Source organism: Pseudomonas sp. SWRI92 (assembly GCF_014268685.1).
GTDB classification, from domain to species: Bacteria; Pseudomonadota; Gammaproteobacteria; order Pseudomonadales; family Pseudomonadaceae; genus Aquipseudomonas; species Aquipseudomonas marvdashtae.
Genome location: NZ_JABWQY010000003.1, coordinates 226032 through 246363, shown reverse-complemented (window position 1 = coordinate 246363; position 20332 = coordinate 226032). Strand labels below are relative to the sequence as shown.

Sequence of the window (20332 nt, the reverse complement as noted above, 5' to 3'; positions counted from 1 at the left end):
CCGTGGCGAGGGAGCTTGCTCCCGCCTGAGCGCGAAGCGCTCACATTAATGGGTCTGCTGCGCAGCCCAGCGGGAGCAAGCTCCCTCGCCACAGGTTCATCACTCCCTTAGGGAACAACGTTGCATTACTGTCCGGGCTTAGGCCTATCCGCCGGCCGCCGCACGCCCGCCACGATCTTATCCACAGCCTTGGTCGCCGCGACCATGCCGAACGTCGCTGTCACCATCATCACCGCACCAAACCCACCGGCGCAGTCGAGCTTGACGCCGTCGCCGACGAAACTCTTCTGCAAGCAAATGCTGCCGTCCGGCTTCGGGTAGCGCAGTTGTTCCGTGGAGAACACGCACGGCACGCTGTAATGGCGGGTGACGGTGCGGGAAAAACCGTAGTCGCGGCGCAAGGTGGAGCGCACCTTGGAGGCCAGCGGATCATTGAACGTGCGGTTCAGGTCGCAGACCTGGATCAACGTCGGGTCGATCTGCCCGCCCGCGCCGCCAGTGGTGATGATCTGGATCTTGCGGCGCTTGCACCAGGCGATCAGCGCGGCCTTGGCGTTGACGCTGTCGATGCAGTCGATCACGCAATCGATGTTCGGCGTGATGTACTCGGCCATGGTCTCGCGCGTAACGAAGTCCGCCACCGCGTGCACCGTGCAATCGGGGTTGATCCCGCGCAGCCGCTCGGCCATCACCTCGACCTTGGGCTTGCCGACGGTGCTGTCCAGGGCGTGCAACTGGCGGTTGGCATTGCTGACGCAGACATCGTCCAGGTCGAACAGCGAAATCTCGCCCACGCCACAACGGGCAATGGCTTCCGCCGCCCAGGACCCGACACCGCCGACGCCGACAATCGCCACATGGGCCGCCCGCAGGCGCTCCAGGCCTTCAATGCCATACAAACGGGCGATGCCGGCGAACCGTGGATCTTCTGTACTCATGACCATTACCCCAAAAACCGGCGCGCATTATAGGGCTTTGCCTGAGCAATTTGAGCAAAACCTCCATGGTTTTTGTGGCCAAACCGACCGGCACCTGAGCCCACCGTTATCGTTTTGCTATAAGATAACCGCCATTTCGCGCGAGCCAGCCCGCGCTCATACAAGCCTTGCGTTCACACTATATCCCGGAGCTTTCATGACGGCCCACGCCGACCTCTCGCCGACCCTGCAACTTGCCTGCGACCTGATCCGCCGTCCGTCCGTGACGCCGGTGGATGCCGATTGCCAGAAAATCATGATGCAGCGCCTGGGCGACGCGGGTTTCAAGCTCGAGCCGATGCGCATCGAGGATGTGGATAACTTCTGGGCCAGCCATGGCAAGCATGACGGTCCGGTGCTGTGCTTCGCCGGGCATACCGACGTGGTGCCGACCGGTCCGGTACAGGCATGGCAGCTCGACCCGTTCGATGCCGTCATCGACGAACAAGGCATGCTCTGCGGCCGCGGCGCGGCGGACATGAAAGGCAGCCTGGCCGCGATGGTCGTGGCGGCCGAACGGTTCGTCGCCGACTACCCGGACCACAAGGGTACGGTGACTTTCCTGATCACCAGCGATGAAGAAGGCCCGGCCCACCATGGCACCAAAGCCGTGGTCGAGCGCCTCAAGGCCCGTCAGGAACGACTGGACTGGTGCATCGTCGGCGAGCCGTCAAGCACCACCTTGGTGGGCGATGTGGTCAAGAACGGCCGGCGCGGTTCCCTCGGCGCGAAGCTGAGCGTGCGCGGCAAGCAAGGCCACGTGGCCTACCCGCACTTGGCGAAAAACCCGATCCACCTGGCCGCACCCGCCTTGGCCGAATTAGCCGCCGAGCACTGGGACCATGGCAACGACTTCTTCCCGCCGACCAGTTTCCAGATCTCCAACCTCAACTCCGGCACCGGCGCGACCAACGTGATCCCGGGTGACCTGGAGGCAGTCTTCAATTTCCGCTTCTCCACCGAATCCACCGTTGAAGGCCTGCAACAGCGCGTCGCCGATATCCTCGACAAGCATCAACTGGACTGGCACATCGACTGGGCCTTGTCCGGCCTGCCGTTCCTCACCGAACCGGGTGCGCTGCTCGATGCGGTGTCGTCGAGCATCAAGGACGTCACCGGTCGCGAGACCCAGGCGTCCACCAGTGGCGGCACGTCCGACGGTCGCTTCATCGCCACCATGGGCACGCAAGTGGTAGAACTGGGGCCGGTCAACGCGACCATCCACCAGGTCAACGAACGCGTATTGGCGGCCGATCTCGACGTGTTGACCGAGATCTACTACAAGACGCTGATCAAGTTGCTCGCCTGATGCTCGCCTGCCCGATCTGCAGCGAACCGCTGAACGCCGTGGACAACGGCGTGGTGTGCCCGGCCGGGCATCGGTTTGACCGTGCGCGCCAGGGTTACCTGAACCTGCTGCCGGTGCAGCACAAGAACAGCCGCGACCCCGGCGACAACCTGGCCATGGTCGAAGCACGCCGCGACTTCCTCAACGCCGGGCACTACGCCCCGGTCGCCCGGCGCCTGGCCGAGCTGGCAGCCGAACGCGCGCCCGGACGCTGGCTCGACATCGGTTGCGGTGAAGGCTACTACACCGCGCAGATCGCCGACGCCCTGCCCAACGCCGATGGCTATGCCCTGGACATCTCTCGCGAAGCCGTCAAACGGGCCTGCAAGCGCAACCCGCAACTGACCTGGTTGATCGCCAGCATGGCCCGGGTGCCGCTGGCGGACGGCTGCTGCCAGTTCCTCGCCAGCGTCTTCAGCCCATTGGACTGGCAAGAAGCCAAACGCTTGCTCAGCCCCGGCGGCGGCCTGATGAAAGTCGGCCCCACCGCCGGCCACCTGATGGAATTGCGCGAGCGCCTCTACGACGAAGTGCGCGAATACACCGATGACAAGCACCTGGCCCTGGTGCCGACGGGCATGGTGCTCAATCACAGCGAAACCCTCGAATTCAAGCTGACGCTCGACAGTGGCCAGGACCGCGCCAACCTGCTGGCGATGACGCCCCACGGCTGGCGCGCCAGTGCCGAACGCCGCGCCAGCGTGATCGAGCAGGCCGATCCGTTCGAGGTCACGGTGTCGATGCGCTACGATTATTTCGTTCTTCAATAACCTTTTTATTCCGGACCTCGGGCAAACCGTCCGGGGGCCAGTTAAATCCGCGAATGGATTTTTCAAGACCGCAGCGAGGACATCCATGCGCCAACCCGATATCGAGATTTACCTCAAAGACGCCGACGTCGACCACAAGGCCATCGCCGGCTGGCTCGGCCAGGCCCTTGGCCCGTGCAGCGACTGGGTACAGAAAGGCCAGACCTACAAATGCAGGGCCGGCAACGTCCCGGTGACCTGGCTGCCCAAGGCTGTGGGCAAATGGAACAGCCTGTACTTGGAAAGCGACCAGACCCCGTGGGAAGACGACATCGCCTGCGCCCGCGCCGCTTTCGCCGCGCTGAACGTGGAAGTGCGCTGCGCGCCGGGATCGTGGGTGGAAGAGGAAGGCGAGGAATCGGCGGATCGCTGGATCCGGATCAGTGCCGATGGTGAAGAAGAGATCACCTGGAAGACAGCCTGATCGCCCCGGTGGGCATATGCCCACCTATCGATGCCGCATCAAAAAATCCCCTGCGGAGCGAGTATCTTCGCTCCGCAGGGGATTTTTCATGGCTACCGAGGTGAGTTACAACCCCACCACATCCTCAGCCTGCAAGCCCTTCTGCCCTACCACCACTGCGTATTCGACCTGCTGGCCTTCAGTCAGCGAACGGTGGCCGTCGCCCCGGATCGCGCGGTAATGCACGAACACATCCGCACCGTCTTCACGCTGGATGAAGCCATAGCCTTTGGCGTCGTTGAACCACTTCACATTGCCGGTTTCCCGTGCTGCCATGATGCTCACTCCATTTCTTATTGTTAGGTCGGCTTTTCCTGCCCAGCTGCAAAAGGCAAAGCCGTACGAACTTCAGTCACCGTCCGGCCGTCCATGAAGGAGGCCAGGGCAGTAACGGCCGAGTATATGACACCCGGAAAAACTCTCAACTGACTTTACTTCGGCGCTTTTTTGCCGATTTTCGGTGAATCCGGCACACTAGCGCCGCTTGTTCTTATCCACTCATGCAGAAGCCGTATGACCCGTTCCCCGTTCCGCCGTCTTGTGTTTGGCACCTTGCGCCGACTGTTGTACCTCTGGGTTCGCTCCGAGACGATCAACCAGTCGTCCTTCACCCTCAACCTCGACCGCAGCCGTCCGGTATTTTACGTTCTGCAAGACCCGTCGCTCACCGACCTGGCGGTGCTCGACACCGAGTGCACCAAGGCCGGCCTGCCGCGCCCCGTCCTGCCCGTATCGGTGGGCGACCTGTTGGAACCAGCGGCATTCTTTTACCTCACACCGGCGCCGGACTGGCTTGGGCGCCAGGACAAACGCGGCGCGCCCCCCACCCTGACGCGGCTGGTCGATGTGCTGACCCACAACGCCGCCGAAGACGCGCAGATCATCCCGGTCAGCGTGTTCTGGGGGCAGTCGCCCGACAGCGAATCGAGCCCGTGGAAACTCTTGTTCGCCGACAGTTGGGCCGTCACCGGACGCCTGCGCCGCCTGTTGAGCATCATGATCCTTGGGCGCAAGACCCGCGTGCAGTTCTCTGCGCCGATCCATTTGCGCGAGCTGATCGAACACGACAAGGGCCACGAGCGCACCGTGCGCATGGCCCAGCGAATCCTGCGGGTGCACTTTCGCAACTTGAAAGCAGCGGTCATCGGCCCGGACATCTCCCACCGGCGCAACCTGGTCAAGGGACTGCTGAACCAGCCGCTGGTCAAGCAGGCCATTCTCGACGAGGCCGAGCGAGAAAAGATTCCCGCAGAAAAGGCCAAGGCCCAGGCCCTGCGCTACGGCAACGAGATCGCCTCGGACTACACCTACACCGCGATCCGGTTCCTTGAAGTGGTGCTGAGCTGGTTCTGGAACAAGATCTACGACGGCATCAAGGTCAACCACATCGAGGGCGTGCAGAACGTCGCCCAGGGCCACGAAGTCATCTACGTGCCGTGCCACCGCAGCCATATCGATTACTTGCTGCTGTCGTACCTGCTGTTTCGCAACGGCCTGACCCCACCGCACATCGCCGCCGGCATAAACCTCAACATGCCGGTGATTGGCGGTCTGCTGCGCCGTGGCGGGGCGTTCTTCATGCGCCGTACCTTCAAGGGCAACCCGCTCTACACCGCCGTGTTCAATGAATACCTGCACACGTTGTTCACCAAGGGTTTCCCGGTGGAGTATTTCGTCGAGGGCGGGCGCTCGCGCACCGGACGCATGCTGCAACCCAAGACCGGCATGCTCGCCATTACCCTGCGCAGCTTCTTGCGATCGTCACGCATGCCGATCGTGTTCGTGCCGGTTTACATCGGTTATGAGCGGGTACTGGAAGGCCGGACCTACCTCGGCGAATTGCGCGGGGCGAGCAAGAAGAAGGAGTCGATCTTTGACATCTTCAAAGTCATCGGCGCCCTCAAGCAACGCTTTGGCCAAGTCGCAGTGAATTTCGGCGAGCCGATCAAACTGGCGGAGTTCCTCGACAGCGAGCAGCCGGATTGGCGCCAGCAGGAGCTGGGCCCGCAGTTCAAGCCGGCCTGGCTCAACGCGACCACCCACCGCCTCGGCGAACGCGTGGCCCGGCACTTGAACGAGGCTGCCGCTATCAACCCGGTCAACCTGGTTGCCCTGGCGTTACTGTCCACCAGCCGCCTGGCCCTGGACGACCAGGCCTTGGCCCGCGTGCTCGACTTGTACCTGGCGTTGCTGCGCAAAGTGCCATATTCGCCTCATACCACCCTGCCCGAAGGTGACGGCCGAGCGCTGATCGATCATGTCAAGGGCATGGACCTGCTGTCGGAACAGAGCGATGCCTTGGGCAAGATTCTGTATCTGGATGAGCAGAATGCGGTCCTGATGACCTACTACCGCAATAATGTCTTGCACATCTTTGCCTTGCCGGCATTGCTGGCGAGTTTCTTCCAGAGCAGCTCGCGCATGAATCGCGAGCAGCTCCTGCGCTACACCCGAGCCTTGTACCCCTACTTGCAATCGGAGTTGTTCATCCGCTGGTCGCTGGAAGAGCTGGACGCCGTGGTCGATCAATGGCTCGAAGCCTTCGTCGAACAAGGCCTGCTGCGTTTCGAAAAAGACCTGTACCTGCGACCGGCGCCGAGCTCGCGGCATTTCGTGCTGCTGACCCTGCTGTCAAAAAGCATCGCCCAGACCCTGCAGCGCTTCTACATGACCGTCTCGCTGCTGCTCAACAGTGGCCAGAACAGCATCAGCGCCGAAGAGTTGGAAGATCTTTGCACGGTCATGGCCCAGCGCCTATCGATCCTGCATGGCCTGAATGCGCCGGAATTCTTCGACAAGAGCCTGTTCCGCCATTTCATCCAGACGATGCTCGACCTCGACGTGTTGCGCCGCGACGAGGCCGGTAAACTCGGCTACCACGAACTGCTCGGCGAACTGGCCGAAGGCGCGGCCAAGCGGGTGCTGCCAGCAGAGATTCGCCTGTCGATCCGCCAGGTGGCGCTGCACCGAAGTGAAGATGCTATGGAGATCGCCGTCAGTCCCGACATTTGACCTTGGGCCATCCACTCACCGTGAACCAGGGAACGGTTCCGGTGGGCGGTATTTCCCGGATCTCCCGGCGCAGCTCTTAAAAAAGTCGACCCTGAAGCGTGTAACTTATCGACAACTAATTTTTGACCAGCAAACTTTTCCAATTAGTTGACCCATGCCTTAATAAGTTTACTCAAACACGACGACAAGGATATCGAAATGAACCTATTGAAGAACGAATCGAATACACGGGTCGGCCTCACCTTCAGTTTGCCCCCTGACTTCCACGCACCTGTCGGCGGCGCTCAGGAAACGGTTATCGACATTCAAATGATCAATAACCCATTACAACCGATTGAGATTGGAAGCTGGCGCTATGCCTCGATAGTCGAAGGTGAGTGGACTTTCTGGTTCGCCCACCCGTACGCGAATATCGGTATTCAATATCGGGTTCATATACAGCTGTTCCACGACAACAGACCATTGCTTCTGCGACAACACTACTCCGTGATCGTCAACAATACACCTCATCGTGAAACCTTACATTTGAGCCCTCTTGGGCACCTATATGTAAGTGTTCAGCAACCTCGTGATATACCGGCGGAAGAAGCCGTCACGGTTTGCTTGCATGAAGCCGGCCAACCGGAGGCTGAGTTGGTGCGTGTCACCCAGGACGAACACCGTGCCACGTCGTTCTACCTGAAATATGATCCGGACAAAATCCTCCCAGGCAAATATTATTCATTGACCAGTACCGACAACAAGTACAACCACACTCTTAGCGTTTCCCCCGGACTTGTCCAGCTGCTGCCAGAATGACAGCGACGATGCCAGACAAACTAAAGAGTTACGCTTGCGGAACAGTGCACACCCTTTGGATAAATCTAAAAACCATACACCATACCATTAAATCAGAAACATCCTACAGATATTTCCTCAATAAACCCGTACCTTCAACGGCACGCCAATGACGGCGCTAATTTAATAATGGATTTATAAACATGACCACTTACACTGTTCCCTGCATCGCTTACTATTTCGAAAAAATCGCCTTACCCTCGAATTCGACACTGTACGCTTCCTTAGAGGATATCAGTGTGGCCGATTTACCCTCCAAGCCAATCGCCAGTTGCGTCATTGAGCATGCAGAAAGCGCAGGGCTGGGCTTCGAACTTCTGGTGCCGGCGTCGGCAGTCATTGAGGGACATAGTTACGCCATACAAGCACGCATTGAAGCTAATGGCGAACTGATGTTCACCACCACGGAAAGCCATCACGTCGAGCCTGGCGCCAACTATCTGCGCCCAATCGAAGTGCTGCTGCACATCGCTAACAACGGCGGCCAAGGCTCCAATGTCAGCGGTGGACAGGGTTCCAACAGCAACGGCGGCCAAGGTTCCAATGTCACCGGTGGACAGGGTTCCAACAGCAACGGCGGCCAAGGTTCCAATGTCACCGGTGGACAGGGTTCCAACAGCAACGGCGGCCAAGGTTCCAACGTGGCCGGCGCCTAAGGCGATCATCGACAGGTTGACATTCGTCTAAACCTGGCGCCAGCATCATCCGTTGACTGTCCAGGCGCCCGCGCTGAACTCTAAAGTCGCGACATGAAGTGATGTGTGGATGCTTGGGTATAAATCCGCTTGATGCTCGTTGATGCCAGTTTATTGCTAGCATCAACGATGCAGGTGCCTTCCAATGAAAAAGTTCGCTCTGCTTGTATCCAGTGCCTTATTGGCGGCTTGCGAATCGCTTTCGCCTTCTGCCCCATCCGCCACGAACCTCGACGGCGAACTGGCCGAAGGCGCGGCCAAGCGGGTACTGCCGGCGGAGATTCGCTTGTCGATTCGGCAGGTGGCGCTGCATCGGGGTGAAGACGCGGCGGAACGCGATACTGACGCTCAAGCATAAAGAATCGGTTTAATGCCGCCACAGCGGCGGCATTAAACCGCATTCTTTTCATGAAACATGAATAACCCATCATTAAAATAGCCGAAGCGCTAAAACATTCACTGACACAACCCGTTCATGCCAAGCATCAATTAAAGATTTTTCCTACTTTTCCTCCTCACGAAAACCCTTATATTCCAATTCACGCCATTGACGGCGCCCATTTCAATATAAGGACATTATTATGAATAACCTCTACATCATTTCCGGCATTGCCCATTATCTGGAAAAAATCAGTCTGGCTCCCGACTCGACCCTGCATGCTTTCCTGGAAGACATCAGTTTCGCCGACGCACCGGCTGAAATCATTGCCACTTGCATCGTTGAAAATGCCGAGACCGCCGGCCTGGACTTCGAACTGCACATGCCCGTATCGGCTATTATCGAAGGCCGTACTTATGCGATCAGGGTGCGTATCGAAACCGCGGGTGAGTTACGGTTCATCAATAAAACCTCCCACCCCGTCGACCCGCGCGCCAATTACCTGAAGCCGATCGAGGTACTGGTGGCTTCAGTTTAAAGTCCTACTAACAAGCAGTACTGCTTGTTTTGGCTTGACAGACACCACGATCGATCCAGTAACGCCTCGAAGTTCGCTCCGACGTTGCGCGGCGACAAAGTTGATACCCAGCAGGGAAAAGCCCTACAGAATATTTAATGACAGGGCCTCAACATGGCCCCGTCAATTCGACGCATAGAAAAGGAATTCAACATGAGCCTATACACCATCAAAGTAACCCTGCACTCGCCAGACGGCTTTCAACTTCCTGAAAGTGGCGGCACCCACATCAACTTCACCACGCCGCACACCTCTGGTGGCAGCGGCTCCAACCAAATACCGACCAAGATGCCTTGGATCGTAAGCTTTACCGTTGACAGCGACGTTGTCAGCGAAGGGGAAGAGTTTTCGGTGGGCGCGCAGATCACAGGCCCCCGCCCTCTGTTTCTTGATACCCCACATACGTTTACCTGGAACGGCGGCGATCAGGAAGTCGACTTCAACTTGATCCTTGCGCCAGTATCGACTGAGGAAGACACCGAGCCATTCGCGTTCGGCTCCTAAACCGCGACGTTCGGGTGGATTAATAACTCAAAATCCTCCAGATTCTCCTTGACGCCGGCATGTTGCTGGCGCCAAGGAGAATGGTATCCACCATGAAAAAATTTGCCCTGCTTGCCTCCATGGCTTTACTGACTGCCTGCCAATCGGCAGCACCACCCACCGCCTCCCTCGAATCCCTTGATGGCGAAGTATTCTATTTGCAACGCATCGCCTTGCCGCCTACCGCTACCTTGACCGTTAGCCTGCAGGACATTTCCCTGGCCGATGCTCCTGCGGTGGTGATCGATGAACAGCGCGGCCCGGTCAAAGGGCAGGTCCCATTACCTTTCAAGCTCAGTTATGATCCCGCCCAGGTCAAGCCCGGTCATCGTTATGCCGTGAGCGCCCGCATCGAGGTTGACGGCCAATTGATGTTCATCACCACTGAACAGAACGCCGTGCAGCTCGATGGCAAAGATCCGCAGCCGTTGAAGATCCGCGTCAACGCCGCACGCTGATTTTTTTCCAAATCTGTTCAAGGAAGCTGTCATGCTCCGCTCTCCCCTTCGCTTCACCAGTCTATGCGCCGGCCTGTTGATCTGCGCCAACGTCATGGCCCTGTCCCTGAGCGATCTCTCCCAGAAAGACGCCACGGGCGGTCTCAAGGATGCACTGACCCAAGGCGCCCAGATCGCCGTCAAACAATTGGGCACTCCGGGTGGGTTCAGCAACAACCCGGACGTGAAGATCGAATTGCCCGGCAAGCTCGGTAAAGTCGCCAGCAAGATGAAGGCCTTCGGCATGGGCGACCAGGTCGATCAACTGGAAACCAGCATGAACCAGGCTGCCGAAGCCGCCGTGGTACAGGCCCAGCCGATCCTGGTCGACGCGGTAAAGAACATGAGCGTGACCGATGCCAAGGGTATCTTGAGCGGTGGGAACGATTCGGCCACCCAATACCTGAACAAAAGCAGCCGTGAGCAGATCCGCGCCAAGTTCCTGCCCATCGTCAAGCAAGCTACGGACAAGGTCGGCCTGGCTCAAAAATACAACGCCTTTGCCGGTCAGGCTGCAACGCTCGGGGTGCTGGATGCCAAAAGCGCCAACGTGGAAAACTACGTGACTGAGCAAGCGCTGGACGGTTTGTTCGAAATGATCGGCAAGCAGGAAGCCACCATCCGCCAGAACCCGGCGGCTGCCGCGACCAGTTTGGCGAAGAAGGTTTTCGGTACGCTCTGAGTCAAGGATCGTTCCCACGCTCCGCGTGGGAATGATCATCACCACAGGTTCGGTGTGCCCCTGTTGATCAGGTTTTCTTGACCCTGAACCACGCTGCATACAACGCCGGTAGGAACAGCAGTGTCAACGCTGTCGCCACGATCAAGCCACCCATGATTGCGACCGCCATCGGCCCGAAGAACAGGCTGCGCGACAATGGGATCATCGCCAACACCGCCGCCAGCGCGGTGAGCACAATCGGGCGGAAACGTCGCACGGTCGCTTCGATGATTGCCTGCCAGGGCGCCAGCCCGGCCTTGATGTCCTGTTCGATCTGGTCCACCAGGATCACCGAGTTGCGCATGATCATGCCAGACAGCGCGATGGTCCCCAGCATGGCCACGAAACCGAACGGCTGGCGGAACACCAGCAGGAACAGCGTGACGCCAATCAGCCCCAACGGAGCGGTGAGAAACACCATGGCCGTGCGTGAAAAGCTGCGCAGTTGTAGCATCAGCAAGGTCAGCACCACCACGATGAACAGCGGCACACCGGCGTTAACCGACTTCTGGCCACGAGTCGAGTCCTCTACGGTGCCGCCCACTTCAAGCAAATAACCGTCCGGCAGTTGCGCGCGAATCGGCTCCAGGGTTGGGAAAATCTGCTGCACCAGGGTCGCCGGTTGTTCCTTGCCATAGATGTCAGCCCGTACGGTCACACTGGGCAAGCGGTTGCGGTGCCAGATCACACCCTCTTCAAAGCCGTATTCCAATGTCGCGACCTGCGACAGGGCAACGCTTTTGCCGTTGTCGGTCGGCACTGCCAGGCTCGGCAGCAACGACAGCTCCGTGCGCTCATGCACTGTACCGCGCAGCAGGATCTCGATCAGTTCGTTGTCTTCCCGGTACTGGCTGACGCTGGAGCCGGTGAGGGAACTGCGCAGGAAACTCGCCAAGTGGGCCGTACTGACACCCAGGGCCCGGGCGCGGTCTTGGTCGACGTTCAGGTACACCACCTTGCTCGGCTCTTCCCAGTCCAGATGCACGTTGACCACGTAGGGGTTTTCGCGAACTTTTGTCGCCACTTTCCGTGCCAGGGCCCGCACTTCTTCGATGTGTTCGCCCGTGACGCGAAATTGCACGGGATAACCGACGGGAGGGCCGTTTTCCAGGCGCGTTACCCGCGAGCGCAGGGTCGGGAATTGCTCGTTCAGAGTCGAGATCAACCAACTGCGCAGCGGTTCGCGGTCTTCAATGGTCTTGGCCAGCACCACGAACTGGGCGAAGCTGGAGGCCGGCAGCTGTTGATCCAGCGGCAGGTAGAAACGCGGTGAACCGGTGCCGACATAAGCCACGTAATTGTCGATGCCGGCATGGTCCTTGAGCAGCGCTTCCAGGCGCTTGACCTGCTCGGCGGTATTGCTCAGGGAGGCGCCTTCCTGCAGCTTCAAGTCGACCATCAACTCCAACCGCCCCGATGCCGGAAAGAACTGCTGCGGCACGAACCGGAACAACACCACCGAGCCGACGAACAACAGCACGGTCAGCAGGATGACGGTTTTGCGCCGACGCACGCACCACTCGACCACCCGCCGGACACGTTGATAGAACGGCGTGCCGTAAGGGTCGGTCTGGCCGTCAGTCGTGCCATGTTTGGCCGCGTGAATTTTCGCCAGGTCCGGCAGGAATTTTTCCCCCAGGTACGGCACGAACACCACGGCAGCCACCCAGGAGGCGACCAACGCCAGGGTCACGACCTGGAAAATCGAACGGGTGTATTCACCGGTGCCCGACTGCGCGGTGGCGATCGGCAGGAAGCCGGCCGCTGTGATCAACGTACCGGTGAGCATTGGAAACGCCGTGCTGGTCCAGGCATAGCTGGCCGCCTTGATCCGGTCGAAACCTTGCTCCATCTTGATCGCCATCATCTCCACTGCAATGATCGCGTCATCCACCAGCAGCCCCAGGGCCAATACCAGCGCGCCGAGGGAAATCTTGTGCAGGCCGATCCCCAGGTAATACATCGCCGCGAACGTCATCGCCAGCACCAGCGGAATCGCCAGGGCCACTACCATCCCGGTGCGCAGCCCCAGGGAGAAGAAGCTCACTAGCAACACAATCGTCAGTGCTTCCACCAGCACCTGGACGAACTCACCGACCCCGGTCTTCACCGCCGCAGGCTGGTCCGACACCTTGCGCAATTGCATGCCGGCCGGCAGGGTGTTCTGGAGACGGGCGAAGTCGACCTCAAGGGCCTTGCCCAGAACCAGGATATCCCCTCCTTGCTTCATCGCCACGGCCAGGCCAATGGCGTCTTCGCCCATGAAGCGCATGCGTGGCGCCGGCGGGTCGTTGAAACCGCGGCGCACATCGGCGAGGTCGCTGATACGGAACGTACGATCGCCGACCCGGATCGGGAAATTGCGGATTTCTTCCACCGTCTGAAAATTCCCCGAAACCCGAAGCTGCAATCGCTCGCTGCCAGTTTCGAAGAAACCTGCGGTGGAGACCGTGTTTTGCTCTTCAAGGGCCTGCTGGACCGCCGCCAAGGGCAGACCGAGGGTTGCCAGCTTCACGTTTGACAATTCGATCCAGATCTTCTCTTCCTGCAAGCCGATCAGCTCGACTTTGCCTACGTCCTTGACTCGTTGCAGCTGCAGCTGGATACGATCGGCGTAGTCCTTGAGCACGGCATAGTCGAAGCCGTCGCCGGTCAGCGCGTAGATATTGCCGAAGGTGGTCCCGAATTCATCGTTGAAGAACGGCCCCTGGACATCCGGCGGCAGGGTGTGGCGGATATCGCCGATCTTCTTGCGCAACTGGTACCACAGCTCGGGAATCTGCGCCGAATGCAGGGAATCGCGCGCCGCGAAAGTCACTTGGGATTCGCCCGGGCGGGAGAACGAGACGATCTTTTCGTAATCGCCGGTTTCCATCAGCTTCTTTTCGATGCGCTCGGTGACTTGGCGCGACACTTCCTCGGCCGTCGCCCCCGGCCATACTGTGCGAATGACCATGGCCTTGAAGGTAAATGGCGGGTCTTCGCTCTGGCCGAGCTTGGTGTAGGAAAGTGCGCCGACGATTGCCAGCAACAGCATCAGGAACAGTACGATCTGGCGGTTACGCAACGCCCATTCGGAAAGATTGAAGCCCATCGGGGATTACTCCTTGGCCGCCAGGTTGACCACGCGGTTGGAGCGATCCACCGGCCGGACCTGCTGGCCGTCGAGGAGCACATGCACGCCTGCGGCCACCACCCAGTCACTCGCGCTCAGGCCTTCGAGCACCGGCACGGTCTCTTCGCCGAAGGCACCGACGCGGACCGGGACTTTCTTGAGCGTGTTGTCAGGGTTGACCACCCAGACGTAGGTGGCGCCATTCTCGGCAGTGAGGGCGGAAAGCGGTACTGACAGCGGGGCCTTTTCCGCAGTCTGGATAAACACCCGCGCGCTCTGTCCTAGTTCCGCCGGGACGCTGCCCGCGGTAAAGGCGACGCGAGCAGCGAAGGTGCGCGATTTCGGATCGGCCGCCGGGGAAAGTTCGCGGATGCGTCCGCTGAAGCGTTGATCGGGCTGGCTCCACAGCTCCACCGAAACCGGCTGGCCGATCCTGAAGCGGCCGAAACCCTGCTCCGGCAGGCTGATCAGCACCTCACGCTCGCCGTCGGTAGCGAGCGTGAACACCGTTTGTCCGGCGGACACCACCTGCCCAACTTCCACGGAACGGCGGGCCACTACGCCGTCCTGGGGCGCACGCAGCACCGAATAACTGGCCTGATTGCTGGCGACGTCGAACTGCGCCTTGATCTGCTTGAGCCGCGCGGCACCGGAGCGATAGAGGTTCTCGGCATTATCGTATTGGGAACGGCTGACCATCTGCCGTTCCATCAAGGTCTTGTAGCGGTCACGCTCGGCTTTCACCAGGCTCAGGTTGGCCTCGGCGGCGGCGACCTGGGCGCGGCTCGCTTCCAGTTGCAGGCGCACATCCTCGGGATCGAGTTCCGCCAGGGCTTGGTTGGCCTTGACCCGCTGGCCCTCTTCGACCGATCGTCGGCTCACCTTGCCACCAATACGAAAGGCCAGGTCCGGCTCGAACCGCGCACGCACTTCGCCGGGATAACTGTCCGTGGCCTGGCTCGAAGGCTCTGGCTTGACCACCATGACGGGGCGGATGGCGACGGACACCGGCTCATCCTGGCCACACGCGGACAATAAAAAAGCCAGGCTGATTGGCACGGCGAGGGGCAGGACATAGCGGAACATGGTGGATGACCTTTCGCTAATGGTGCTTGGAATAATTATACTGGCGGGTATGTTATTAATAGCAAACTCACCAGTCCAGTATTAAAAGCGAATAATGTCGAACAATCCGTCTCCCCCCAACGGCCCCGGTCGTCCCAAGGATCTGGCCAAGCGCCAGGCCATTCTCGACGCGGCGAAACGCCTGTTCCTGAGCCTGGGTTACGCCAGCACCAGCATGGACGCCGTGGCGACCGAGGCCGGCGTGTCGAAGTTGACGGTGTATAGCCACTTCAACGACAAGGAAACCCTGTTTTCCTCCGCAGTGATTGCCAAGTGCGAGGAACAGGTGCCGCCGCTGTTCTTCGAATGGGCTGATGGCGTGCCGATTGAGCACGTGCTGCTGAACATCGCGCGTGGCTTCAATCAATTGATCAACAGCGACGAGTCGGTGAACCTGCATCGGTTGATGCTGGCGCTGGGCAGCCAGGATCCGAAACTCTCGAGCATCTTCTACGAGGCCGGGCCGCAACGAATGCTGTCAGGGATGGAACGGCTGCTGGTCAAGGTCAACCAGAGCGGCGCCTTGAGCATCGACAAACCCAGAAATGCCGCCGAGCACTTTTTCTGCCTGATCAAGGGCGCCGCGAATTTCCGATTGCTGTACGGCTGCGACGGGCCGCAGGACGCTGAAGCGGCCGAGGCCCATGTGCAGGAGGTGGTGGGCTTGTTCATGCGGGCATATCGGCCTTAGCCACCGGGAAGCCTCAAGCCTTGAGCGCCTTCTTCGGGTAAATGTCGTAGCGACTGGACTTGCCTTCGAGCCCATGGCTCGGCTTCGGTCCTTCGATACAAGGCGCCTTGCGTGGCCGTTTGACCACCACCCTGTGGGTCGCCAGTGCCAATGCAGCGGCCAGCAACGCAGGGGCGTCGTTGTCATCGCCCACCAGCGGCCGGAACAGACGCATTTCCTTCTTCACCAGGGCGGTTTTCTCTCGATGGGGAAACATCGGGTCCAGGTAGATCACCTGGGGCGGCTCGCCTTGCCAGTTGCGCATCACCTCGATGGAGTTGCCCTTGAGCAAGCGCATCCGCGCCACGATGGGCGCCACATCGAAATCTTCCGCGCCCCGCGCCAAGCCATCCTCCAGCAAAGCCCCAATCAGCGGCTGGCGCTCGATCAGGTTCACTTCGCAACCCAGGCTCGCCAGCACGAACGCGTCCTTGCCCAATCCGGCCGTGGCGTCGAGCACCCGTGGACGCACACCCTGGGCGACACCGACCGCCTTGGCGATCATCTGGCCACTGCCGCCGCCGTACAAACGACGATGGGCGGCGCCACCCTCGACGAAGTCCACACGCACCGGCCCTGGCGCCTCCGGCCCCAGTTGCTGCAATTGCAGCCCCTGCTCGCCGACCTGCAAGGCAAACTCACCAGCGTCCATTTGCAAAGGCAGGCCGAGCCGCTCGGCCCACTGCTCGGCCTGCGGTTGGAAGGCAGTGGCCAGGGCCTCGACGTGGATGCGGCAGGCTGTGGATTGCTCGATCATGAAAACACGCTCAAAAAATTAAGGATCGGCAAAAACGGCCGATAACAACGGTGAACGGCATTTTGCCAGAGCTGAGCGTCGACCGAGAAAAATGTCAGACATTCAATCCACATCGATAGGCGTTATCTCCCCTTACGGCGATTACAGCCTGCGTAACACTCAAGCGCTGAGCGGCGTCAGTCACCTGTGGCAGGATTTTTTTGCCCGGGCCCTGGCCGATCAACTGGGTGATGACGCACCGGCGCCTGGCAGCTACCAGCCAGTGCCCCTCGATGAAGCGGTTGAACCGACCCTTGGCGCCGAGCTGCTGGAGCACATCATCAGCCAGCGCACCTGCGACGTGACCGAAACCCAGGTCAAGCCGCCTGAACCGCTGTTCCTGCCGATCGCCGAATTCGAACTCGACCTGCTCGACAAGCCCTTCCCGCCCTTCCCAGCGGAAGAAATCGTCGCCCAGCAAAAACAACAGAACTTCGAAAGCAGCTGGGTTCGCCCACTCGTCCTTACCGCCGGCCAACCGCTGCCGGAGCCCGGCCCGGCGCCGCAGCCGCGTCCATTGCACCTGCCAATCGCCGAGTTCGAACTCGACCTGCTGGACAAGCCATTCCCTCCGTTCCCGGAAGAAGAATTGGTGGCGCAACAGAAACAACTCGACTTCGATACCCGCTGGGCACGCCCGATCGTGCTGCAGAACCTGCGTATCGCTGCCTGATTCTTACCGACAGATCCACCACGGCCCCACATCCAAGTGGAAATGGTTGCGGTGTGCGGCGTTGTAGTCCGGACTCAAGACCACACTGAACATGTCGCAGGCGCCGTCGCGCACCTGACGCAGGAATTGCGCATCAGTGCTCTCCTTCGGCCAATCCCGGAGCACGCTGACCGTGCGCCCGTCGGCCAGGCGAAACCCGGCAATGTCCAGCGCGCTGGCAGTGGCGTGTTGGCTACGCGCACCCGTTTCACGGCCGTACATGTTGCGGCAGGCAAAGCTGCCCAGGTGATCGACCCGCGTGACTTTCTGCCCATACACCGTCGCCGCCGCTGGCTGCAGCGCATGTCGCTCGAACAGCGCGAAGGCCACCGCCAGCGGGCAACTGGCGAGAAAACTGCTGCTCAGCGCCACCTCACCGCCCTGCACCCTCAACACGTTGGTCAACGGACACGAAGTATTCGCGCCGCTGTCCGCCTGGCGAGCCGTCCGAAGCCCCGACGTCGCGAGCGCCTGGTCACACAGTTGCGGATCGTTGCGCAGGGCCATGAGCTTGTAGCGGGTCAGCAGATTCGGCGGCGCTTTCACGTCCAGCGGCGCCCAGGGATTCCATTGCGGCGGCACGGCGAGCCAGCCGCGCCATACCGCCAACACCGCGACGCCAGCGATCAGCGTCAATACCATCAGTGCTTTCAAAAACCGCACGACAACGCCTCGGGCATCAGCCCTTGAATAATTGATTGGCCTGGCTGAAAGGCATCGAGCGACGCGTGAAGGTGAAGGTCCCCTGCTGCTGGATTTCCTCGGCAGCGCGGAAGAACTCGCCATATGCCGCCAGCGCGAGGGCCGATCCGACACTGATGCGCTTGACACCCAGTTCGCTCAATTGCGCCACCGTCAGGTCCAGTGCGCCGGACATCAGTACGTTAACGGGCTTGGGCGCCACGGCACGGACCACCGCCAGCACTTGCTCGGTGCTGCTCAGCCCCGGCGCGTACAGCACGTCGGCGCCGGCGTCGGCGAAGGCCTTCAGGCGCCGGATCGTGTCGTCCAGGTCCGGCCTGCCATGCAGGAAATTTTCCGCCCGCGCGGTCAGCAGGAAAGGGAACGGCAGACTGCGCACCGCCTCGGCGGCCGCCTTGACCCGAGCCACTGCGTGCTCGAAAGCATAGATCGGGTCGTCTTCGCGGCCCGTGGCGTCTTCGATGGAGCCACCCACAGCCCCAGCTTCCGCCGCGCGGAGCAAACTGCGGGCACAGTCTTCGGGCGCATCGGCAAAACCGTTCTCCAGGTCGACGGCCACTGGCAGGTCCGTGGCCGCAACAATCGCTCGCACATTTGCCAGCGTGTCATCCAGGCCCAGGGCGCCGTCAGGTCGTGCCAGGGAAAAAGCGTGACCGGCACTGGTCGTCGCCAATGCTTCAAAGCCAAGGCTGGCGAGCATCTTTGCCGAACCGGCATCCCATGGATTGGGAATGACAAACGCCCCTTCGCGTTCGTGCAAGGCCTTGAACGCCTGGGCTCGTCGGGTTTGCGCATCCATCAAAGTCGCTCCTGGGCTGTGGAAGAGTTCGCCTCAGAGCAATCCCAGTTGCTCAGCGGCGGGTTCTCTATATAGCTCAGGCAGGGCCGGCAAGCCAGGCAAACGATCCATCAAGCGATTGTGAAAATGCATCGCGAGTTTTGCCGCCAGCAAGTTGTCGGCGGTGTGCAGGAACATATACGGCGTGCGCCCCTCTTCGATCCACACGGCGATTTTCTCTACCCATGGCGTCAGGAATGGCTCGTTGGCCTCGACTACGGGATGACCGACGAAGCGCACCTGCGGACATTGAGTGAACGCCGCCGGCCGCGTTGGCACCCGTGGTTTCTTATATTGCGCGTGAATCACTTCAGGGGCGCTCGACGCGCAGCTGAAGAGGCCCCGGGGATCGAGGCAGATGCGTTCGACGCCGCGATCGAGCAGCAAGCGATTGAGCTGTCGTTCGGCATCGCCTTTGGCAAAAAACTCATCGTGACGCACCTCGACGGCCAGCGGCCGTGGGAACGCGTCGATGAAGGCTGCCAGCTCCGGCAATCGATTGGGCGCGAACGCCTTGGACAATTGCAGCCAGAACGGCGAAACCCGCTCGCCCAACGGGCTCAGCAACTGGACAAAGGTTTCGGTGGCGGTCAGGTGTTCGCGCAGGTCGCCGCCGTGGCTGATGTCACCGGGGATCTTGGCGGTGAAGCGAAAGTGCTCGGGCATGATTTCGGCCCAGCGCTGAACGGTGGTCGCGGCCGGGCTCGCGTAGAAGGTCGTGTTGCCTTCCACGGCGTTGAATACTTGAGAGTAGAGACTAAGGAAATCGGAGCTTTTGGCGTCCTGCGGGTAAAGATAATCGCGCCAGGCGTTTTCACTCCATGACGGGCAGCCCAGATAGTAAGGCAACCGCATCAGATGTAGAGGTCGAGCCCCAGCACTTCCATATCCCAGTCGACGAAACCGGCGGTGCTCAGGTAACTGGCCAGCGCGGTGGCGACGCTGCGGCTCATTGCGCGGTGATACAGCATGTCCTGCTGACGGGCGGGAAGATTGCCCAGGCGTTGCGCAGAGGCTTTGGCGGCACGGGCGGCCAGTTGCTCTTCGGACGGAAACTCCAGTTCACCCTCGATGTCATCGAAGTTTTCAGGCTCAGAGGCTTTACCCGCACGAGGCCGACGCTTGATGGGGTAGGACTGGGATGAAACGCCGTCTATACGCATAACAGAATGCTCGGTATCAATGATGGCAATTTAGCGGCACATTCGCGTCCGCGCAAATGCGCAAGTGATAACTAGAACACATAAAGGTAAAAAGGTTTAAAAACCGGGGGAAAAAGTGACGACTGGCAATTTTGGGTGTGACTTTTGGCCGGGGAAATGAGTTTGTGCTGGGCAATGGCTTTGTGGCGAGGGGATTTATCCCCGCTCGAGTGCGCAGCGCTCGCCAGCTCAGCGGCTGACACAACAATGTAGGGGGCGCTGCGCGCCCAGCGGGGATAAATCCCCTCGCCACA

Annotated in this window: 22 protein-coding genes; 13 read left to right on the top strand and 9 right to left on the bottom strand. The window is 60.2% G+C overall.

Features of this window, described 5'->3' with window-relative positions; genetic code table 11:
• Positions 1–125 precede the first annotated feature (125 nt).
• Positions 126–944, bottom strand: a complete 819-nt coding sequence (gene tcdA, locus HU762_RS07675) for a tRNA cyclic N6-threonylcarbamoyladenosine(37) synthase TcdA (protein ID WP_186634983.1) — start codon at positions 942–944, stop codon at positions 126–128.
• 190 nt (positions 945–1134) lie between these two features.
• On the opposite strand from tcdA, the gene dapE reads away from it, so the two are divergent.
• From dapE to HU762_RS07660, 3 genes are all read left to right on the top strand, one after another.
• Positions 1135–2286, top strand: a complete 1152-nt coding sequence (gene dapE, locus HU762_RS07670) for a succinyl-diaminopimelate desuccinylase (protein ID WP_186634980.1) — start codon at positions 1135–1137, stop codon at positions 2284–2286.
• Positions 2286–3095 (top strand): putative RNA methyltransferase, encoded by an 810-nt coding sequence (locus HU762_RS07665; RefSeq protein ID WP_186634977.1) that lies wholly within the window; start codon positions 2286–2288, stop codon positions 3093–3095. The genes dapE and HU762_RS07665 overlap by 1 nt, the downstream gene beginning before the upstream one ends.
• Positions 3096–3180: 85 nt before the next feature.
• On the top strand, positions 3181–3558 hold the full coding sequence (locus HU762_RS07660) for a hypothetical protein (RefSeq protein WP_186634975.1): 378 nt from the start codon (positions 3181–3183) through the stop codon (positions 3556–3558).
• Positions 3559–3663: 105 nt separating this feature from the next.
• On the opposite strand, the gene HU762_RS07655 is transcribed toward HU762_RS07660, so the two are convergent.
• Positions 3664–3873: a cold-shock protein gene (locus HU762_RS07655; RefSeq protein WP_186634972.1), complete on the bottom strand. Its 210-nt coding sequence runs from the start codon at positions 3871–3873 to the stop codon at positions 3664–3666.
• 237 nt (positions 3874–4110) lie between these two features.
• On the opposite strand from HU762_RS07655, the gene plsB reads away from it, so the two are divergent.
• The 8 genes from plsB (at position 4111) to HU762_RS07615 (ending at position 10819) form a co-directional block, all read left to right on the top strand.
• Positions 4111–6609, top strand: coding sequence for a glycerol-3-phosphate 1-O-acyltransferase PlsB (plsB, locus tag HU762_RS07650; RefSeq protein ID WP_186634969.1), 2499 nt, complete (start codon positions 4111–4113; stop codon positions 6607–6609).
• Positions 6610–6807: 198 nt separating this feature from the next.
• Positions 6808–7407 (top strand): hypothetical protein, encoded by a 600-nt coding sequence (locus tag HU762_RS07645; protein ID WP_186634966.1) that lies wholly within the window; start codon positions 6808–6810, stop codon positions 7405–7407.
• A gap of 182 nt (positions 7408–7589) precedes the next feature.
• Entirely contained in the window at positions 7590–8102 is a 513-nt protein-coding gene (locus HU762_RS07640) for a YbaY family lipoprotein (protein WP_186634963.1), read from the top strand.
• A gap of 184 nt (positions 8103–8286) precedes the next feature.
• On the top strand, positions 8287–8499 hold the full coding sequence (locus HU762_RS07635) for a hypothetical protein (protein WP_186634961.1): 213 nt from the start codon (positions 8287–8289) through the stop codon (positions 8497–8499).
• Positions 8500–8722: 223 nt separating this feature from the next.
• Entirely contained in the window at positions 8723–9058 is a 336-nt protein-coding gene (locus tag HU762_RS07630; protein ID WP_186634958.1) for a YbaY family lipoprotein, read from the top strand.
• Between the two features lie 192 nt (positions 9059–9250).
• Positions 9251–9601 carry a hypothetical protein gene (locus tag HU762_RS07625; protein ID WP_186634955.1) on the top strand — a complete coding sequence of 117 codons (351 nt, stop codon included), beginning with the start codon at positions 9251–9253 and terminating at the stop codon, positions 9599–9601.
• A gap of 92 nt (positions 9602–9693) precedes the next feature.
• On the top strand, positions 9694–10098 hold the full coding sequence (locus HU762_RS07620) for a YbaY family lipoprotein (RefSeq protein WP_186634952.1): 405 nt from the start codon (positions 9694–9696) through the stop codon (positions 10096–10098).
• 31 nt (positions 10099–10129) lie between these two features.
• Positions 10130–10819 (top strand): DUF4197 domain-containing protein, encoded by a 690-nt coding sequence (locus HU762_RS07615; RefSeq protein ID WP_186634949.1) that lies wholly within the window; start codon positions 10130–10132, stop codon positions 10817–10819.
• A gap of 67 nt (positions 10820–10886) precedes the next feature.
• On the opposite strand, the gene HU762_RS07610 is transcribed toward HU762_RS07615, so the two are convergent.
• Entirely contained in the window at positions 10887–13952 is a 3066-nt protein-coding gene (locus HU762_RS07610) for an efflux RND transporter permease subunit (RefSeq protein ID WP_186634946.1), read from the bottom strand.
• Between the two features lie 6 nt (positions 13953–13958).
• The gene (locus HU762_RS07605; RefSeq protein ID WP_186634943.1) at positions 13959–15059 is read right to left on the bottom strand and encodes an efflux RND transporter periplasmic adaptor subunit; all 1101 of its coding nucleotides are present in this window, start codon (positions 15057–15059) and stop codon (positions 13959–13961) included.
• A gap of 94 nt (positions 15060–15153) precedes the next feature.
• Between HU762_RS07605 and HU762_RS07600 the strand changes: the two genes are divergently transcribed.
• A complete protein-coding gene (locus HU762_RS07600) occupies positions 15154–15789 on the top strand; it encodes a TetR/AcrR family transcriptional regulator (RefSeq protein WP_186634940.1) in 636 nt (211 codons plus the stop codon).
• Between the two features lie 13 nt (positions 15790–15802).
• Here the strand turns inward: HU762_RS07600 and HU762_RS07595 are convergent, their stop codons facing one another.
• Entirely contained in the window at positions 15803–16582 is a 780-nt protein-coding gene (locus tag HU762_RS07595; RefSeq protein WP_186635486.1) for a class I SAM-dependent methyltransferase, read from the bottom strand.
• Between the two features lie 94 nt (positions 16583–16676).
• Here HU762_RS07595 and HU762_RS07590 point away from each other — a divergent pair, with 94 nt between their 5' ends.
• Positions 16677–17297: an energy transducer TonB gene (locus tag HU762_RS07590; protein ID WP_186634937.1), complete on the top strand. Its 621-nt coding sequence runs from the start codon at positions 16677–16679 to the stop codon at positions 17295–17297.
• A gap of 3 nt (positions 17298–17300) precedes the next feature.
• On the opposite strand, the gene HU762_RS07585 is transcribed toward HU762_RS07590, so the two are convergent.
• Genes HU762_RS07585 through HU762_RS07570 form a run of 4 tightly spaced genes read right to left on the bottom strand, consistent with a single transcriptional unit; the run spans position 17301 to position 20039 of the window.
• Entirely contained in the window at positions 17301–17999 is a 699-nt protein-coding gene (locus HU762_RS07585; protein ID WP_186634934.1) for an extensin family protein, read from the bottom strand.
• A gap of 16 nt (positions 18000–18015) precedes the next feature.
• Entirely contained in the window at positions 18016–18837 is an 822-nt protein-coding gene (locus HU762_RS07580) for an isocitrate lyase/phosphoenolpyruvate mutase family protein (RefSeq protein ID WP_186634931.1), read from the bottom strand.
• A gap of 33 nt (positions 18838–18870) precedes the next feature.
• Entirely contained in the window at positions 18871–19731 is an 861-nt protein-coding gene (locus tag HU762_RS07575; RefSeq protein ID WP_186634929.1) for a DUF72 domain-containing protein, read from the bottom strand.
• Positions 19731–20039 (bottom strand): hypothetical protein, encoded by a 309-nt coding sequence (locus HU762_RS07570; RefSeq protein WP_186634926.1) that lies wholly within the window; start codon positions 20037–20039, stop codon positions 19731–19733. The genes HU762_RS07575 and HU762_RS07570 overlap by 1 nt, the downstream gene beginning before the upstream one ends.
• Between the last annotated feature and the right edge of the window lie 293 nt (positions 20040–20332).

What these genes read in the sequence shown, in the direction of transcription:
- HU762_RS07625 (WP_186634955.1), top strand. Translation starts at nt 9,251, where the DNA reads ATGAGCCTATACACCATCAAAGTAACCCTGCACTCGCCAGACGGCTTT.
- HU762_RS07640 (WP_186634963.1), top strand. Translation starts at nt 7,590, where the DNA reads ATGACCACTTACACTGTTCCCTGCATCGCTTACTATTTCGAAAAAATC.
- plsB (WP_186634969.1), top strand. Translation starts at nt 4,111, where the DNA reads ATGACCCGTTCCCCGTTCCGCCGTCTTGTGTTTGGCACCTTGCGCCGA.
- HU762_RS07615 (WP_186634949.1), top strand. Translation starts at nt 10,130, where the DNA reads ATGCTCCGCTCTCCCCTTCGCTTCACCAGTCTATGCGCCGGCCTGTTG.
- dapE (WP_186634980.1), top strand. Translation starts at nt 1,135, where the DNA reads ATGACGGCCCACGCCGACCTCTCGCCGACCCTGCAACTTGCCTGCGAC.
- HU762_RS07645 (WP_186634966.1), top strand. Translation starts at nt 6,808, where the DNA reads ATGAACCTATTGAAGAACGAATCGAATACACGGGTCGGCCTCACCTTC.
- HU762_RS07570 (WP_186634926.1), bottom strand. Translation starts at nt 20,039, where the DNA reads ATGCGTATAGACGGCGTTTCATCCCAGTCCTACCCCATCAAGCGTCGG.
- tcdA (WP_186634983.1), bottom strand. Translation starts at nt 944, where the DNA reads ATGGTCATGAGTACAGAAGATCCACGGTTCGCCGGCATCGCCCGTTTG.
- HU762_RS07605 (WP_186634943.1), bottom strand. Translation starts at nt 15,059, where the DNA reads ATGTTCCGCTATGTCCTGCCCCTCGCCGTGCCAATCAGCCTGGCTTTT.
- HU762_RS07580 (WP_186634931.1), bottom strand. Translation starts at nt 18,837, where the DNA reads ATGGATGCGCAAACCCGACGAGCCCAGGCGTTCAAGGCCTTGCACGAA.
- HU762_RS07665 (WP_186634977.1), top strand. Translation starts at nt 2,286, where the DNA reads ATGCTCGCCTGCCCGATCTGCAGCGAACCGCTGAACGCCGTGGACAAC.
- HU762_RS07590 (WP_186634937.1), top strand. Translation starts at nt 16,677, where the DNA reads ATGTCAGACATTCAATCCACATCGATAGGCGTTATCTCCCCTTACGGC.
- HU762_RS07630 (WP_186634958.1), top strand. Translation starts at nt 8,723, where the DNA reads ATGAATAACCTCTACATCATTTCCGGCATTGCCCATTATCTGGAAAAA.
- HU762_RS07655 (WP_186634972.1), bottom strand. Translation starts at nt 3,873, where the DNA reads ATGGCAGCACGGGAAACCGGCAATGTGAAGTGGTTCAACGACGCCAAA.
- HU762_RS07600 (WP_186634940.1), top strand. Translation starts at nt 15,154, where the DNA reads ATGTCGAACAATCCGTCTCCCCCCAACGGCCCCGGTCGTCCCAAGGAT.
- HU762_RS07660 (WP_186634975.1), top strand. Translation starts at nt 3,181, where the DNA reads ATGCGCCAACCCGATATCGAGATTTACCTCAAAGACGCCGACGTCGAC.
- HU762_RS07620 (WP_186634952.1), top strand. Translation starts at nt 9,694, where the DNA reads ATGAAAAAATTTGCCCTGCTTGCCTCCATGGCTTTACTGACTGCCTGC.
- HU762_RS07635 (WP_186634961.1), top strand. Translation starts at nt 8,287, where the DNA reads ATGAAAAAGTTCGCTCTGCTTGTATCCAGTGCCTTATTGGCGGCTTGC.
- HU762_RS07610 (WP_186634946.1), bottom strand. Translation starts at nt 13,952, where the DNA reads ATGGGCTTCAATCTTTCCGAATGGGCGTTGCGTAACCGCCAGATCGTA.
- HU762_RS07575 (WP_186634929.1), bottom strand. Translation starts at nt 19,731, where the DNA reads ATGCGGTTGCCTTACTATCTGGGCTGCCCGTCATGGAGTGAAAACGCC.